Source organism: Pseudomonas hygromyciniae (genome assembly GCF_016925675.1).
Classification (GTDB): Bacteria; Pseudomonadota; Gammaproteobacteria; order Pseudomonadales; family Pseudomonadaceae; genus Aquipseudomonas; species Aquipseudomonas hygromyciniae.
In genome coordinates, this window is the sequence record NZ_CP070506.1 from 3,914,055 (window position 1) to 3,928,037 (window position 13,983).

Genomic DNA, 13,983 nt, shown 5'->3' on the forward strand with positions numbered 1-13,983 from the left:
GGGAGTCAGGGATGAAAGCTATCGCCATCGCAGCGCTGCTGTTACTCACAGGATGCGCGTCCAAGGTCGTCGAGTACCAACCGGCTACGATCACTGCAGAACAAGCCAGATCGGTGATTGAGCAGGTGTTGATGGAACAGCCTGAGAAGACCAGGCCCGAGCAAGTTTTCTTCACCAATGAGTACCTCGCCTATGGGGGCGGTGTCGTTTCCTCCAGTAGCGGCTTTGCGAGCGCTGTACCTATCGGAAATGGTGCGATTGCCGCCGGCAACTCGGTAACCTCATCCAAAGCCGTTCAGACCAGGATCTACTTCAACTCGATCGGCTCAGCGACTTTATACACCAAGCGCAACCGCTGGGTCGTGATCACCCGAAACCAGGCTGGGGGCACACTGAACCAATCCCGGGTCGATACCCAACAAAAGGCACAGCGTTTCATCGATGCGATGATGTACTTCAAGGCCAAATGACAGCTCTGCCAACTGGCTGCTGATACGAAAGTATGGTCTCACACAGGACGTGCAATCACCGAAAGTAGCGGACGAAGAAGCTCGCGCAGATATGCTAGACACCTGTCACACACAAAAAGACCAGAATAAAGACCTATATAGGAATCTTATCTATACAAAATCTTCTGGCTGATGTGGTTGTCAGCGTTTCCGAACTCAAGAGAAACCCCTCCTCCGTCTTGAGTGGCGCCAACGGTATGCCTATGGCTGTGCTTAACCACAACTTCGTTATGGGCTACATGGGCCCAGAAAACGTCTACGAGGCAATGGTTGAGCGCCTGGACGAACTGAAACTGGTACAGATCGTTAAAGCTCGGCTCGATGCCAGCGAAACACCTGTTCGGGTATCTCTCGACGAACCCAGAGGCCCACAGAACAATCTGTCGCGCCAACTCGGACGACATGCTCGCCGCCGGCGCTATCGTTCAAATGGAAAAGCTGGAAATGGACGAGCTGGCCAACGCGGCGTATTGGCATGCAGTCGAAACCCTAATCGACTGTGAACCCGGACTCCTCGCCTGGGGCCTCTAAGACCTGATGCAGCGAACTGGCGGCCCACGCATAGGCAAGCTCAACAGCAGCATCAAGTGCGCCGTGTGTCTGGACCGGTTCGTACTGCGGGATGCTCCAAGCGGGTAGAACCTAAAATAACTGCATGACGATGACGCCTTGACCTGCAAAGCTTCCCGGCTCAGCATCTTGCAGGCCGGAATGTAGAACTGAAGTTATTTTTAGGGTAGCCGTTTGCCCAAATCCTCGGAACTCATAACCATCGGCCAGATTCTTGCCTTGAGTATGCAGGCTGGCCGTTAATCTGCCTGCTCTTCCTAAGTCAATAACTTTCGGGCCCGCTAGTAGTAGTCTTACGTTAACCCAGTTATCACACAAAATATTTATGTTTCCGTAAGCCTCTGCATTATTGACTTTATCTGACACTAACGTATTGTATGAAATATCTAATTGCTGAGTAATAGTGCAGGAAACATTTACTGGGGGCAGATTAAGGCATGTTACTTGTGGCAAAGCTTTCATATTTATATCTCTGGTGTCTGACACTCCAAGTGTGACGCATAATGAAATATCAGCGAATTTGAATCTAAGTTCCTTACTTATAATGCCGTATTTTTTCACCCATATATCTCTGGCCTCTTTCAGAGTGGCGCCGTAAGACATCTGTACAGAGTTTCTGTCCATGTCGGATTGGCATCCCGCCAGTAAATCGTCAAGCATGCAAGGCTTAAGTAAGCAGCCTGAAGCATGATGGCATATTATGTTTTGGTTATCCTCATTAGGCCACACTACTTTCGCATAGGCAATTGTATTCCAGTTGTCTTTCCGTACGGTTAGCGCGTCTATGTACGCTGCGGCCAGGCAGTATGGGGTCGCTATAATTAAGATCAACAGAGCTAAAAGTCTGTTGAATATCTTTAGAGTGGAGCGCCGGCTATTGAACGGTACGTGCGTGTTGATCTCTTCAATTTGATACATGTTTTTTCTCTACAAATTTCATTCCTCAATGATACTGATTTATGCCCGAGCAATTCCAGATACAGAAAAGCCGGACGCCATCCAAGATAAATCTTGGTTACACCAAGCTATCCATCAGCACAACGTCTTCCTGAAAGCCTTCTTCAAACAATGCAGAAACCCAACACCACAATCACCAGTCGACGCAGCAAGACTGAGCGACAATACCCTCTCACCCCAGAATACAAATACAACCTAAGTATTCGCTCAGCCATTACTGAACTGAAGCGACACCTGCACCCACATCTCTAAGCTCTACCTTTCCAAATACTCTGCCCACTGCGCTGTTCAAACCCCAAGTCCACAATTGTTCAAGCACTGAGCTCTGACTCATCATCTCGTAGCACACGCCGATTGTGCTTGAGAATTAACGGAAAAAAGCTCTACAGCCCCGTACAAGAAGGGCTGTAGAGCTTCGCCCTGAAGCGATTGTGTGCAGAAGCAGTTCAACGCCTGAAGGTCAACACTCCATAAACGACCGCGCCCCCAATGATAGCGCCCTGGGCCAACTGGCCCCGAGCCACGCCATCCGCGCCAAGGCCCTGCAGTTACCCAGCCTGTAGGCGGTGATGATCGCCAGCGGTCGCGCCGTGGGCTTTTGCGAAGCCCTGGAAGTGCTGCGCGCCCTGAATCCCCGGGATCTGGAAAGCCTGTATATCACCCTCGATAACGCTGGCCTGCAACGACAGCAGTAATTGCAGGTGGCGCCGTAATGGTCGAGGCCTATCAAGCCTGCTGGTCGAGCTCCTCACCACTCCGTCATAGGCCTGCTCGAACGTCACTCCCCTGCTCCGGCTTTGATCAGCATCTGCCGCCAGGTCTCCCGCTCTTTGATCCGCGCGCTTGAGCACGTCGGCGAACACCATGACGGCGCGGGTATGGATTCCTCGTAAGAATGTTCCTGCGGGGAAAGCGATCTGGGAAGAAATCAACTCCCTGCCATCGCCGTCACCAGTAGAGCACGCCCTTCGCCTTGTGGGGCTTGAGCCAGGTCTGCCAATGCTCACCGATACCGGCCGCTGGTACGCGCCAACCCTCCGGGGTTTCGGCGCTCCACGCAACATCTGGTGCGTCAGCGTCCCATGGAAAGACATCGACCCATCAAGACTTGAGCAGTACAGAGCCGATAAGGCTGAAGGCAAGCGCTTCAACGGTGAGCTTGACGCACTGCTGTGGCTGCCCCCTGCCGATTGGCAAGAGGTGAAGTCCTGGCAGATCGAGAAAGAAACCGAAGAGCTATCGGCCAAGTCTGAAGCCGCCTAAACCACCCCCCACCTTCTGCCGCCCAGCGCGGCAAGCCCCCCCATGCACGCAACGAAACTCACCCTGCTCCTGACGGCCATCGTGTTGTACGTGGCAGGGTCCACCTTCTGGTTTTTCTGGCAGGTGCCGGAGCTGCTCTCCACCGGTACCGGCCCACCCTGGTCGCAGCATTCGCAGGCACCGTCGCCTGGATGCTGCTCACCTTCGGTTTCATCATCCACATCATCAAGACAGCGCGGCCTACAGCGGGCGCCGGGAGGTAGCTATGAAAAAGGAACTCATCAAGATCAGCGAATTTCAGCGCCGACGTTGGGGAGAAAACGGCACGCCGCAGTGCCCACAAGCTATTCGAAACCACATCCGCAACGGCCGGGTGCCGGGCGAGCAAATCGGGAAACTCTGGTACGTAGACTGGGCGGGGTTCAACGCGTCCAGCGACAACGACCTTGTCGCAATGGTAATGAAAGGAGCTGCATGATGTCCCCACGGCCGCGCAACACTGCGAACAAGAGCCTTCCGCAGAACCTGTACTACGACGCGCCGCGCGGGACATATCGCTACCGGCGCCCTACCTAGGGGAAGTTTTCCCGTTCGGCGCTGATCGCCTGAAAGCCATAGACGCTGCTAAGCAACTGAACCTGGAGTTCATGCAAGGGGCTGACCTGATTGGCGCCGTGATGGGGAACTCATCCGAGTCTTTCGCCGGCTTCCTCGATGCTTACGAGCGCGATGTCTTGCCGCCACGCGAGCTGGCCAAGGGAACCCTGGGGCTCTATGCAGTGCATTTTCTAAGCTTCCGCAAGCAGTTCGAAGGGAAAGCTGTCGATCAGATCACGATCCGCATGATCGCCGAGATGCTCGATGCACTGACCCCGAGGACGGCAAACCAGTGTCGTGCCTTGCTGGTCGACATCTTCAACCATGCCGCCGCTAAAGGGTTGTGCCCAGACAACCCGGCGGCGAGCACCATCAACCGGATCGAGAAGAAGCAGCGCAAGCGCCACACGATTGAAGGCTTGAAAGCCATCCGAGAGAAGTCGCCAGTGTGGCTGCAAAACGCAATCGACTTGGCCTTGATCACCGCCCAATGCCGTACCGACATCCTTAACATGCGATTTGACGGTGTTCGGGAGGGGTACCTGTATGTGGTGCAGCAAAAAACAGCCAAGGCCAGCGATGCCGCATGGATCAGGTTCACGGTAACTGAAGAGCTGCAAGCGGTGATCAGTCGATGCCGGGATGATATCGCCTCGCCTTACCTGGTGCACCGTCGCCCAGATCGCCTGAAACAAAAGCAAGCGCAGACGAAGGACCACTGGACCCAGGTCGAAGAGAGATATTTGACGCGGGCTTTCAAGGAGGCCCGGGAGGCAGCAGGCTGTTACAAGGGATGGAAGGAGGAAGAGATGCCAGGCTTCCATGAGGTGCGAGCGCTATCGCTTCACCTGTACCAGAAAGTCGGAAAGGACGGGCAGAAGATCGCAGGCCAAGCCAGCGAGAAGATGACCAAGAACTACCAGAAGGACCACGCAGAAATCGTCTGGTCTGAAGCAATTCCAGATCTAAATATCAGCGAAATCACCGGGTAGTTTTGCGCGGGTTTTGCGCAGGCACAAAAAAGCCGATTTAGCTGATCGGCTTAAGTGTCTGATTTTACTCAGGAAATATGGTCGGGACGGAGTGATTCGAACACTCGACCCCTAGCACCCCATGCTAGTGCGCTACCGGACTGCGCTACGCCCCGACTAGGCGTGAAACTGGGTTCGCTTCGTAACGAAGCGATCAGGAATATACCGCAAGCATTTGAAATGTGGAAGTATTTTAAAGGCTTGTTTCACTTCTTCAAAACAACCAGCACATCTTCCAGTTCGGAGATCATCTGGCGGATCAGTTGCTTGTATTGGGTGGTGTCGTCTTTGGCTTCATCACCGGACATACGCTGACGTGCGCCGCTGATGGTGAACCCTTGGTCGTACAGCAACGCGCGGATCTGTCGGATCATCAGCACATCCTGGCGCTGATAATACCGACGGTTCCCAGTACGTTTGACGGGGTTGAGTTGAGGAAACTCCTGCTCCCAATAGCGCAGCACGTGCGGTTTTACCGCACACAGCTCGCTGACTTCACCGATGGTGAAGTAGCGTTTGCCTGGGATGACGGGTAGCTCGTCGTTATGACTTGGTTCCAGCATAAGCCTCAACTCGGGCCTTCAACTTCTGCCCTGGACGAAAGGTGACCACACGGCGAGCCGTGATCGGGATTTCTTCTCCCGTTTTTGGATTGCGGCCAGGCCGCTGGCGTTTGTCCCGCAGGTCAAAATTGCCGAAACCGGACAATTTGACCTGTTCGTTGTCTTCCAGAGCGTGCCTGATTTCTTCAAAAAACAGCTCGACCAATTCCTTGGCCTCGCGCTTGTTCAGACCCAACTCTTCGTACAGACGTTCCGCCATCTCAGCTTTCGTCAAAGCCCCCATACGTCACTTCCTTAACGTGGCGTTCAACCTTTGTTCGAGCGAGGTGAGGATATTTTGCGTCGTGGTATTCACCTCATCGTCATTAAGAGTGCGCGATGGATGCTGCCAGGTCAAGCCAACTGCAAGGCTTTTTCTATGCGGATCAATGCCTTTACCCTGATAGACGTCAAATAGCCTGAGGTCCGTCAGCCATTCGCCTGCATTTTCTCGGATTACTTCCAGCACGGCGCTGGCCGCTACATCACGATCCGCCACCAGGGCCAGGTCACGACGTACTTCCGGGAAACGCGACAGCTCGCTGAATTTTGGCATCTTGCCAGAAGCGACTTCAGCCAATACCAACTCGAAGACGAAGACCGGACGGTCGAGACCGAGGGTTTTCGACAGTTCAGGGTGGATAGCACCAACGAAACCGACCAGGCGACCTTCGCGCTCGATACGCGCAGTCTGGCCTGGATGCAACGCTGGGTGGCTGCCGGGAACAAACGTGAAGGCATCCAGCGCGCCGGCAAAGCCCAGGACCGCTTCCACATCGGCCTTGACGTCAAAGAAGTCCACAGGGTCGCGACCTTGTGCCCAACCTTCCGGCAGACGGCTGCCGCAGACCACACCGGCCAGCATCGGCTCTTGCTTCAGGCCATCCAATTGGCCGACAAAGCGCAGGCCGCTTTCAAACATGCGCACACGATCCTGCTGACGGTTCAGGTTGTGGGAAAGCGCTTTCACCAGGCCTGGCCAAAGGGACGAACGCATGGCCGCCATGTCGTTGGAGATCGGGTTGGCCAGCAACAGCGGCTCGACACCCGGGTTGAACAGCTCGAATTGCTTGGGGTCGATGAAGCTGTAGGTCACGGCTTCTTGATAACCACGGGCGACCAGCAGACGGCGCAGCTCTGGCAGGTGCGCACGAGCTTCAGCCTTGGGTTGCGGGGCCAGGCGCGCTTGCGGGTAACGAACCGGCAGGCGGTTGTAGCCGTACAGGCGGGCTAGCTCTTCGATCAGGTCGACTTCAAGGCTGATATCGAAGCGATGGCTTGGCACTTCTACACGCCACTGCCCTGCCCCATCAGCGCTGATGCCCAGGCCAAGGCCGGTCAGCAGACGCACGATTTCCGCTTCTTCAATCACCAGCCCAAGCATTTGCTCGACGCGCTGGGCGCGCAGTGTCACCGGTGCAATCGAAGGCAAGTGTTGCTCGCTGACGGCCTCGATGATCGGGCCAGCTTCGCCACCGGTGATTTCCAGCAACAGCCCGGTGGCCCGCTCCATGGCTTCACGGGCCAGTTGCCAGTCCACGCCACGCTCGTAGCGGTGCGAGGCATCGGTGTGCAGGCCGTAGGAACGAGCCTTGCCTGCCACGGCGATCTGGTCAAAGAAAGCGCTTTCCAGGAATACATCACGGGTCGTCGCGGATACGCCACTGTGCTCACCGCCCATCACACCGGCAATGGCCAGGGCGCGGGAGTGGTCGGCGATCACCAGCGTATCGCTACGCAGGGTGACTTCCTGACCGTCGAGCAAGACCAGTTTTTCGCCCTCCTCGGCCATACGCACACGAATCCCACCGTTGATTTCGGCAAGGTCGAAGGCATGCAGCGGCTGACCCAGCTCCAGCATCACGTAGTTGGTAATGTCGACGGCTGCATCGATGCTGCGCACGTCGCCGCGACGCAGGCGCTCGACCATCCACAGCGGAGTCGGCTTGGACAGGTCGACATTACGGATCACACGGCCCAGATAACGTGGGCACGCATGCGGTGCCAGCACTTCGATCTGGCGTACTTCATCGTGCACCGCAGGCACAGCGGCAACCACTGGACGCGTGACCGGAGCGTTGTACAACGCGCCCACTTCACGGGCCAGGCCGGCCAGGGACAGGCAGTCGCCACGGTTCGGGGTCAGGTCGACCTCGATGCTGGCGTCTTCCAGGTCCAGGTAGACACGAATGTCCTGGCCCACTGGCGCATCGGTCGGCAGTTCCATCAGGCCATCATTGCCTTCGCCAACCTGCAACTCCGCCTGGGAGCACAGCATGCCGTTGGACTCGACACCCCGCAGCTTGGCTTTCTTGATTTTGAAATCACCGGGCAGCTCGGCACCGATCATCGCGAACGGAATCTTCAGGCCCGGGCGCACGTTTGGCGCTCCGCACACGACCTGGAAGGTTTCCGCCCCATTGCTGACCTGGCACACACGCAACTTGTCGGCGTCCGGATGCTGCTCGGTGCTCAGCACCTCGCCCACCACCACGCCACTGAAAACACCGGCGGCCGGCGTAACGCTATCGACCTCAAGGCCGGCCATCGACAAACGAGCAACCAGCTCATCGCGATTTACCTGCGGGCTTACCCAGCCACGCAGCCATTGTTCACTGAATTTCATCCTGCTCTCCTAAAGGTTCGTTACGACTAGCGAAATTGCGCGAGGAACCGCAAGTCGTTGTCGAAGAACAGGCGCAAGTCGTTCACGCCGTAACGCAGCATGGCCAGACGCTCAACGCCCATGCCGAAGGCAAAGCCCGAGAACTCTTCCGGGTCGATCCCGGACATGCGCAGCACGTTGGGGTGAACCATGCCGCAACCCATGACTTCCAGCCAGCCAGTCTGCTTGCAGACACGGCAGCCTTTACCGCTGCACATCACGCATTCCATGTCGACTTCAGCGGAAGGCTCGGTGAACGGGAAGTACGACGGACGGAAACGTACCGCCAGCTCTTTTTCGAAGAACACCCGCAGGAATTCTTCGATGGTGCCTTTGAGGTCGGCGAAATTGATGTCGCGATCAACCAGCAGGCCTTCGACCTGGTGGAACATCGGCGAGTGGGTGATATCGGAGTCGCTACGGTACACACGGCCAGGGCAGACGATGCGGATCGGCGGCTGCTGCGATTCCATGGTGCGGACCTGTACCGGCGAGGTATGGGTGCGCAACAACATGTTCGCATTGAAATAGAAGGTGTCGTGCATCGACCGGGCCGGGTGATGGCCTGGGATGTTGAGCGCCTCGAAGTTGTGATAGTCGTCTTCAACCTCAGGGCCTTCGGCAATGCCGTAGCCGATGTGGGTAAAGAACTGCTCGATACGTTCCAGAGTCCGGGTAACCGGATGCAGACCGCCAGAGGTCTGGCCGCGGCCAGGCAGGGTCACGTCAATGGACTCGGCGGCGAGCTTGGCCGCAAGATCGGCCTCCTCGAACAACGCCTTGCGCGCATTGAGAACCTCTGTGACACGCTCCTTGGCAACGTTGATCAGCGCACCGACTTGCGGGCGCTCTTCTGCCGGCAGATTGCCCAGGGTCTTCATCACCTGAGTCAATTCACCTTTTTTGCCAAGGTAGTGAACCCGGATTTGCTCCAGGGCATTGATATCTTCAGCGCTTTGCACAGCCTCAAGAGCTTGAGCGACCAGCGCGTCCAGGTTTTCCATGTACAGACTCCAGATACAAAATAGGGGAAGAGCTTGAAGGCTCTTCCCCTATTTATGACGTTTACCACCTTGGACTACGGAGTAGCCCAGGGTGACTGTCGGGGGTACTTAAGCCAAGGTGGCTTTAGCTTTCTCGACAATCGCAGCAAACACCGCTTTTTCGTTCACGGCCAGTTCAGCCAGAACCTTACGGTCGATTTCGATGGACGCTTTTTTCAGGCCAGCGATGAAACGGCTGTAGGACAGACCGTTAACACGAGCACCAGCATTGATACGGGCGATCCACAGAGCGCGGAACTGACGTTTTTTCTGACGACGGTCACGGTAGGCGTATTGGCCTGCCTTGATTACCGCTTGCTTGGCAACACGGAATACGCGTGAACGCGCGCCGTAGTAGCCTTTAGCGAGTTTCAGAATTTTTTTGTGACGCTTACGGGCAATGACGCCACGCTTTACACGAGCCATGAGTTACTTCCTCTATTCTTGATCCAAAATTAACGAAGGCGCAGCATGCGCTCGACTTTTGCCACGTCAGACGGATGCAGCAAGCTGCTACCGCGCAGTTGACGCTTACGCTTGGTCGACATTTTGGTCAGGATGTGGCTCTTGAAAGCGTGCTTGTGCTTGATACCGTTAGCAGTTTTCAGAAACCGCTTAGCAGCACCACTTTTAGTCTTCATCTTTGGCATGTTCGGATACTCCGCATTCAGTTGATAAACATAATCAGAAGGCCTGCCGTGCCCTATTGATTACTTCTTCTTTTTCGGGGCGATGACCATGATCAGCTGGCGTCCTTCCATCTTAGGATGCTGTTCGACGGAACCGTACTCCAGCAGGTCAGCTTCAACCCGCTTGAGGAGTTCCATACCCAGCTCCTGGTGGGCCATCTCACGGCCGCGGAATCGCAAGGATACCTTGGCCCTGTCCCCATCACTCAGGAAACGTACCAGGTTGCGCAGTTTTACCTGGTAATCCCCTTCCTCCGTCCCTGGACGAAACTTGATTTCTTTAACCTGGATCTGCTTCTGGTTTTTCTTGGCTGCGGCAATCTGCTTCTTCTTTTCGAAGATCGATTTGCCGTAGTCCATCAGCTTGCAGACAGGCGGTACAGCATCGGCGGAAATTTCCACCAAATCGAGCTTGGCTTCTTCAGCCTTAAGAAGCGCGTCTTCAATTGACACAATCCCAAGCTGCTCACCCTCAGCCCCAATTAACCGAACCTCGCGTGCCGAGATATTCTCGTTGATCGGGGCTTTCGGTGCAGCTCGTTTATCTTGTCTCATTTCACGCTTAATAGTAATTACTCCGAATCTGGGCGACCACGCCGGGAAACCGCTTGCGCGAGGAACTCAGCGAACTGGGCGACGGGCATCGAGCCCAGGTCAGCACCTTCACGAGTACGCACAGCGACAGTCTGCATCTCGACTTCCCGATCTCCGATAACCAAAAGATAGGGAACCTTGAGCAAAGTATGCTCGCGGATTTTAAAGCCGATCTTTTCATTTCTCAAGTCGGACTTGGCACGAAACCCGCTTTCGTTGAGTGTTTTTTCCACTTCAGCGGCAAATTCGGCCTGTTTATCAGTGATATTCATGATCACTGCCTGGGTCGGAGCCAGCCACGCAGGGAACGCGCCCTCGTAGTGCTCGATCAGGATCCCGACGAACCGTTCGAACGAGCCGAGGATCGCCCGGTGCAACATAACCGGGTGTTTACGGCTGTTGTCTTCGGAGACGTATTCGGCTCCCAGACGGATCGGCAGGTTAAAATCGAGCTGCAGGGTACCACACTGCCAGACGCGACCGAGGCAATCTTTCAGCGAGAACTCGATCTTAGGACCGTAGAAGGCGCCTTCGCCCGGCTGCAGATCGTACGCAAGGCCCGCACTGTCTAGCGCTGCGGCCAGTGCGGCTTCGGCGCGATCCCACAACTCGTCGGAGCCGACGCGTTTTTCCGGACGAGTGGACAACTTCATTTCCACTTCGGTAAAGCCGAAATCGCGATAAACGTCCATGGTCAACTTGATGAACGCGGCGGATTCAGCCTGCATCTGCTCTTCGGTGCAGAAGATGTGGGCGTCATCCTGAGTGAAGCCGCGCACGCGCATGATGCCGTGCAGCGCACCCGATGGCTCGTTACGGTGGCAAGCACCGAACTCGGCCAGGCGCATCGGCAACTCGCGGTAGCTCTTCAGGCCTTGGTTGAACACCTGCACATGGCACGGACAGTTCATCGGCTTGATCGCGTAGTCGCGGTTTTCCGACTGGGTGGTGAACATGTTGTCGGCGTAGTTGGCCCAATGCCCGGATTTCTCCCACAGGCTGCGGTCAACAACCTGGGGAGTCTTGATCTCCAGGTAACCGTTGTCGCGCTGAACCTTACGCATGTACTGCTCAAGTACCTGGTACAGGGTCCAGCCGTTCGGGTGCCAGAACACCATGCCCGGCGCTTCTTCCTGGAGGTGAAACAGGTTCAAGCGTTTACCGATTTTGCGGTGGTCGCGCTTTTCGGCCTCTTCGATGCGCTGTATGTAGGCGGCCAACTGCTTCTTGTCAGCCCAGGCGGTGCCGTAGATCCGTTGCAACTGCTCGTTCTTCGCGTCACCGCGCCAGTAGGCACCGGACAACTTGGTCAGCTTGAACGACTTGAGGAAGCGCGTGTTCGGCACGTGCGGACCACGGCACATATCGACATATTCTTCGTGGTAATACAGGCCCATGGCCTGCTCGTCCGGCATGTCTTCTACCAGACGCAGCTTGTAGTCCTCGCCACGGGCGGTAAACACGTCGATCACTTCGGCGCGCGGCGTGACTTTCTTGATGACGTCGTAATCTTTCTCGATCAGTGCATGCATGCGCTGTTCGATGGCTGCCAGGTCGTCCGGAGTAAAAGGACGCTCGTAGGCGATATCGTAATAGAAGCCTTCTTCGATGACCGGGCCGATCACCATCTTCGCGGTTGGATACAGTTGCTTGACCGCATGGCCAATCAAGTGCGCGCAAGAGTGGCGAATGATCTCCAACCCCTCTTGATCCTTGGGCGTGATGATTTGCAGGCTGGCATCGGAGGTGATCAGGTCGCTGGCGTCAACCAGCTTGCCGTCGACCTTGCCGGCTACGGTGGCCTTGGCCAGGCCTGCACCGATGGATGCGGCGACCTCGGCTACGGAAACCGAATGTTCGAATGTACGTTGACTGCCGTCGGGAAGAGTAATAGTTGGCATGGCGCCTCCTCTCCTAGTGGTGACCCCTACCAAAGGTCACGTGGGTTGGGATGAGCCAGTACAAGATCCAACACCAGGCCGCTCATTGCTGAACGCCTGCCTTACAGCGGCAGGAGCCTTTCGGCCAACCGATAATCGAACCAGAGTGACTGGAGTTAAACAAAAAGGAACCTGGCAAGAAAAAAGCCAGGTCGAGGATGCTAGCACAGATGAACGGTCATGGCGCGGCCCTGCAGCCTGGTAGCAACAAACCCTAGGCTTTTGCAGCCAAAAATGAACTTGGGCTGTACGGCAGGCCTCAAACACACTGAAAATCGCCGTCCGTCCTATCGACTCAAGGAGCATCTCACCATGCGCAGCACCTCGATCTTCGCCCTAGCCGCTTCCCTGACCCTCTTCTCCATTGGTGCACACGCCGCCGCGTCCTCCAACTGGCCTGCGGGGGCTCGCGATGCCTTCATTAACGACTGCAGCGCAGCCGCCAGCCAGAACGTTGATGCCAAAACCGCCAAAGCTCATTGCGAATGCGGCGCGGACAAAATCAACGCGGAATTGAGCACTGCGGAAATCAAGGAACTGATGACCAATCAGAACGCCAGCCCGGAGCTTAAAAACAAAGCAGTCGCGGCTATTTCGTCCTGCAAGGTCGTGAAGAAAAAGTAAGCGCGGCGAGAAATCAGCCCACCAAAATGGCCTGAAAACCCTTTGAAAACTGCTATTTCGCACAATTTACACAGCTTTTACGGCTTTTTTTACTAGCTGATATTTCGTGCAAAAGCCCCGTAAACCGGGGCTTACAGCCAGCCAAGGCACTGAAGAAAACGCGATTGATTAGCAAACGGTGCCTTGGGGGGGCTCCCAAGCCGAACATTTCGACTATGATAGCCCAGTGTGCCCAGTTGGCCTGAGCAGCACAGCACTACTGAAAATATATGTTTCTTGGAGATACACCATGTCTAATCGCCAAACCGGCACCGTTAAATGGTTCAACGATGAAAAAGGCTTCGGCTTCATCACTCCTCAAGGTGGCGGTGACGACCTGTTCGTACACTTCAAAGCTATCGAAAGCGACGGTTTCAAAAGCCTGAAAGAAGGCCAAACCGTTTCCTTCGTGGCTGAGAAAGGCCAAAAGGGTATGCAAGCTGCACAGGTTCGCGCAGAGTAATCTCTACGCCAATCAAAAAAACCCCGTCCATGTGACGGGGTTTTTTATGGGTGATGCAAAAGCGCTGTGTTATCAGCCGCAATTGACGCGGGTGATCACCAGGTTGTCATCGGTATTGAGGTTCAGGCGATCTGAGCGGTATTCGAGGGTGATCATATCGTTGGGCTTGAGAATGCGTGCATTCTGCGCACCAGCACGGGTACGGGCCTGCTCCAGCAATTGCGGCGAGGCTTTCTGGCCGACTGCAAACGCCGCAGCCTTCGATTCACAGCGTGTATGAACAGGCTCAGCCGCAGCCGTGTCTTTGGCCGGCTCAGAGGTACCCGCAGTGCTGCAGCCCGCCAGGACGGCTGCCGCCAACAAGGTACCGAATGATGCGAGCTTCCAAGGCATGAAG

16 protein-coding genes, 1 tRNA gene and 3 pseudogenes are annotated in these 13,983 nt (G+C 55.7%); 8 read left to right on the top strand and 12 right to left on the bottom strand.

Annotation, left to right across the window (positions count from 1 at the left end; translation table 11 throughout):
* Positions 1–11: 11 nt before the first annotated feature.
* Together JTY93_RS17265 and JTY93_RS17270 are read left to right on the top strand one after the other, a co-directional pair.
* The gene (locus tag JTY93_RS17265) at positions 12–470 is read left to right on the top strand and encodes a hypothetical protein (protein WP_205476661.1); all 459 of its coding nucleotides are present in this window, start codon (positions 12–14) and stop codon (positions 468–470) included.
* 152 nt (positions 471–622) lie between these two features.
* A pseudogene (locus JTY93_RS17270) lies at positions 623–868 on the top strand (type II toxin-antitoxin system Phd/YefM family antitoxin); the annotation flags it as partial.
* A gap of 283 nt (positions 869–1,151) precedes the next feature.
* On the opposite strand, the gene JTY93_RS17275 reads toward JTY93_RS17270, so the two are convergent.
* Complete coding sequence (locus tag JTY93_RS17275) at positions 1,152–1,997, bottom strand: MrpH family fimbial adhesin (RefSeq protein ID WP_205476660.1); 846 nt, start codon at positions 1,995–1,997, stop codon at positions 1,152–1,154.
* Positions 1,998–2,605: 608 nt separating this feature from the next.
* Here JTY93_RS17275 and JTY93_RS29625 point away from each other — a divergent pair.
* A complete protein-coding gene (locus JTY93_RS29625; RefSeq protein WP_275899054.1) occupies positions 2,606–2,731 on the top strand; it encodes a hypothetical protein in 126 nt (41 codons plus the stop codon).
* A 57-nt stretch (positions 2,732–2,788) separates the two neighbouring features.
* Here the strand turns inward: JTY93_RS29625 and JTY93_RS17280 are convergent.
* Positions 2,789–2,911: pseudogene (locus JTY93_RS17280) on the bottom strand (DUF2514 family protein); the annotation flags it as partial.
* Positions 2,912–3,035: 124 nt separating this feature from the next.
* On the opposite strand from JTY93_RS17280, the gene JTY93_RS17285 reads away from it, so the two are divergent.
* The 3 genes and pseudogenes from JTY93_RS17285 to JTY93_RS17295 all read left to right on the top strand — a co-directional run bounded on the left by JTY93_RS17285 (position 3,036) and on the right by JTY93_RS17295 (position 4,888).
* A complete protein-coding gene (locus tag JTY93_RS17285; RefSeq protein WP_205476659.1) occupies positions 3,036–3,299 on the top strand; it encodes a hypothetical protein in 264 nt (87 codons plus the stop codon).
* 265 nt (positions 3,300–3,564) lie between these two features.
* Positions 3,565–3,777 carry a hypothetical protein gene (locus JTY93_RS17290; RefSeq protein ID WP_205476658.1) on the top strand — a complete coding sequence of 71 codons (213 nt, stop codon included), beginning with the start codon at positions 3,565–3,567 and terminating at the stop codon, positions 3,775–3,777.
* Positions 3,777–4,888: pseudogene (locus tag JTY93_RS17295) on the top strand (phage integrase Arm DNA-binding domain-containing protein). The gene JTY93_RS17290 and the pseudogene JTY93_RS17295 overlap by 1 nt, the downstream one beginning before the upstream one ends.
* 78 nt (positions 4,889–4,966) lie before the next feature.
* Here JTY93_RS17295 and JTY93_RS17300 read toward each other — a convergent pair.
* From JTY93_RS17300 to thrS, 9 genes are all read right to left on the bottom strand, one after another.
* Positions 4,967–5,043: transfer RNA gene (locus tag JTY93_RS17300), tRNA-Pro, on the bottom strand.
* Positions 5,044–5,133: 90 nt separating this feature from the next.
* On the bottom strand, positions 5,134–5,490 hold the full coding sequence (locus tag JTY93_RS17305; RefSeq protein ID WP_003174972.1) for a MerR family transcriptional regulator: 357 nt from the start codon (positions 5,488–5,490) through the stop codon (positions 5,134–5,136).
* Positions 5,471–5,773, bottom strand: coding sequence for an integration host factor subunit alpha (ihfA, locus tag JTY93_RS17310; protein ID WP_002553164.1), 303 nt, complete (start codon positions 5,771–5,773; stop codon positions 5,471–5,473). The genes JTY93_RS17305 and ihfA overlap by 20 nt, the downstream gene beginning before the upstream one ends.
* Before the next feature lie 3 nt (positions 5,774–5,776).
* On the bottom strand, positions 5,777–8,155 hold the full coding sequence (gene pheT, locus JTY93_RS17315; protein WP_205476657.1) for a phenylalanine--tRNA ligase subunit beta: 2,379 nt from the start codon (positions 8,153–8,155) through the stop codon (positions 5,777–5,779).
* 26 nt (positions 8,156–8,181) lie between these two features.
* Positions 8,182–9,198 carry a phenylalanine--tRNA ligase subunit alpha gene (gene pheS, locus JTY93_RS17320; RefSeq protein WP_003203624.1) on the bottom strand — a complete coding sequence of 339 codons (1,017 nt, stop codon included), beginning with the start codon at positions 9,196–9,198 and terminating at the stop codon, positions 8,182–8,184.
* A gap of 108 nt (positions 9,199–9,306) precedes the next feature.
* Positions 9,307–9,663, bottom strand: a complete 357-nt coding sequence (gene rplT, locus JTY93_RS17325) for a 50S ribosomal protein L20 (RefSeq protein ID WP_003174975.1) — start codon at positions 9,661–9,663, stop codon at positions 9,307–9,309.
* Between the two features lie 29 nt (positions 9,664–9,692).
* Entirely contained in the window at positions 9,693–9,887 is a 195-nt protein-coding gene (gene rpmI, locus JTY93_RS17330) for a 50S ribosomal protein L35 (protein ID WP_002553160.1), read from the bottom strand.
* Positions 9,888–9,947: 60 nt separating this feature from the next.
* Positions 9,948–10,499 carry a translation initiation factor IF-3 gene (infC, locus tag JTY93_RS17335; protein ID WP_169960276.1) on the bottom strand — a complete coding sequence of 184 codons (552 nt, stop codon included), beginning with the start codon at positions 10,497–10,499 and terminating at the stop codon, positions 9,948–9,950.
* Entirely contained in the window at positions 10,499–12,421 is a 1,923-nt protein-coding gene (thrS, locus tag JTY93_RS17340; protein ID WP_205476656.1) for a threonine--tRNA ligase, read from the bottom strand. Before thrS ends, infC begins: the two co-directional genes overlap by 1 nt.
* 351 nt (positions 12,422–12,772) lie before the next feature.
* On the opposite strand from thrS, the gene JTY93_RS17345 reads away from it, so the two are divergent.
* Together JTY93_RS17345 and JTY93_RS17350 are read left to right on the top strand one after the other, a co-directional pair.
* Entirely contained in the window at positions 12,773–13,084 is a 312-nt protein-coding gene (locus tag JTY93_RS17345) for a hypothetical protein (protein WP_205476655.1), read from the top strand.
* 289 nt (positions 13,085–13,373) lie between these two features.
* The gene (locus JTY93_RS17350) at positions 13,374–13,586 is read left to right on the top strand and encodes a cold-shock protein (protein ID WP_007905882.1); all 213 of its coding nucleotides are present in this window, start codon (positions 13,374–13,376) and stop codon (positions 13,584–13,586) included.
* 72 nt (positions 13,587–13,658) lie between these two features.
* On the opposite strand, the gene JTY93_RS17355 is transcribed toward JTY93_RS17350, so the two are convergent.
* A complete protein-coding gene (locus JTY93_RS17355; protein ID WP_169998057.1) occupies positions 13,659–13,979 on the bottom strand; it encodes an I78 family peptidase inhibitor in 321 nt (106 codons plus the stop codon).
* Positions 13,980–13,983 lie beyond the last annotated feature (4 nt).

Coding starts and splice junctions, on each gene's coding strand:
- thrS (WP_205476656.1), bottom strand. CDS start 12,421: ATGCCAACTATTACTCTTCCCGACGGCAGTCAACGTACATTCGAACAT.
- JTY93_RS17355 (WP_169998057.1), bottom strand. CDS start 13,979: ATGCCTTGGAAGCTCGCATCATTCGGTACCTTGTTGGCGGCAGCCGTC.
- JTY93_RS17350 (WP_007905882.1), top strand. CDS start 13,374: ATGTCTAATCGCCAAACCGGCACCGTTAAATGGTTCAACGATGAAAAA.
- JTY93_RS17290 (WP_205476658.1), top strand. CDS start 3,565: ATGAAAAAGGAACTCATCAAGATCAGCGAATTTCAGCGCCGACGTTGG.
- JTY93_RS17305 (WP_003174972.1), bottom strand. CDS start 5,490: ATGCTGGAACCAAGTCATAACGACGAGCTACCCGTCATCCCAGGCAAA.
- rpmI (WP_002553160.1), bottom strand. CDS start 9,887: ATGCCAAAGATGAAGACTAAAAGTGGTGCTGCTAAGCGGTTTCTGAAA.
- pheS (WP_003203624.1), bottom strand. CDS start 9,198: ATGGAAAACCTGGACGCGCTGGTCGCTCAAGCTCTTGAGGCTGTGCAA.
- JTY93_RS17345 (WP_205476655.1), top strand. CDS start 12,773: ATGCGCAGCACCTCGATCTTCGCCCTAGCCGCTTCCCTGACCCTCTTC.
- JTY93_RS29625 (WP_275899054.1), top strand. CDS start 2,606: ATGATCGCCAGCGGTCGCGCCGTGGGCTTTTGCGAAGCCCTGGAAGTG.
- pheT (WP_205476657.1), bottom strand. CDS start 8,155: ATGAAATTCAGTGAACAATGGCTGCGTGGCTGGGTAAGCCCGCAGGTA.
- rplT (WP_003174975.1), bottom strand. CDS start 9,663: ATGGCTCGTGTAAAGCGTGGCGTCATTGCCCGTAAGCGTCACAAAAAA.
- JTY93_RS17265 (WP_205476661.1), top strand. CDS start 12: ATGAAAGCTATCGCCATCGCAGCGCTGCTGTTACTCACAGGATGCGCG.
- ihfA (WP_002553164.1), bottom strand. CDS start 5,773: ATGGGGGCTTTGACGAAAGCTGAGATGGCGGAACGTCTGTACGAAGAG.
- JTY93_RS17285 (WP_205476659.1), top strand. CDS start 3,036: ATGCTCACCGATACCGGCCGCTGGTACGCGCCAACCCTCCGGGGTTTC.
- JTY93_RS17275 (WP_205476660.1), bottom strand. CDS start 1,997: ATGTATCAAATTGAAGAGATCAACACGCACGTACCGTTCAATAGCCGG.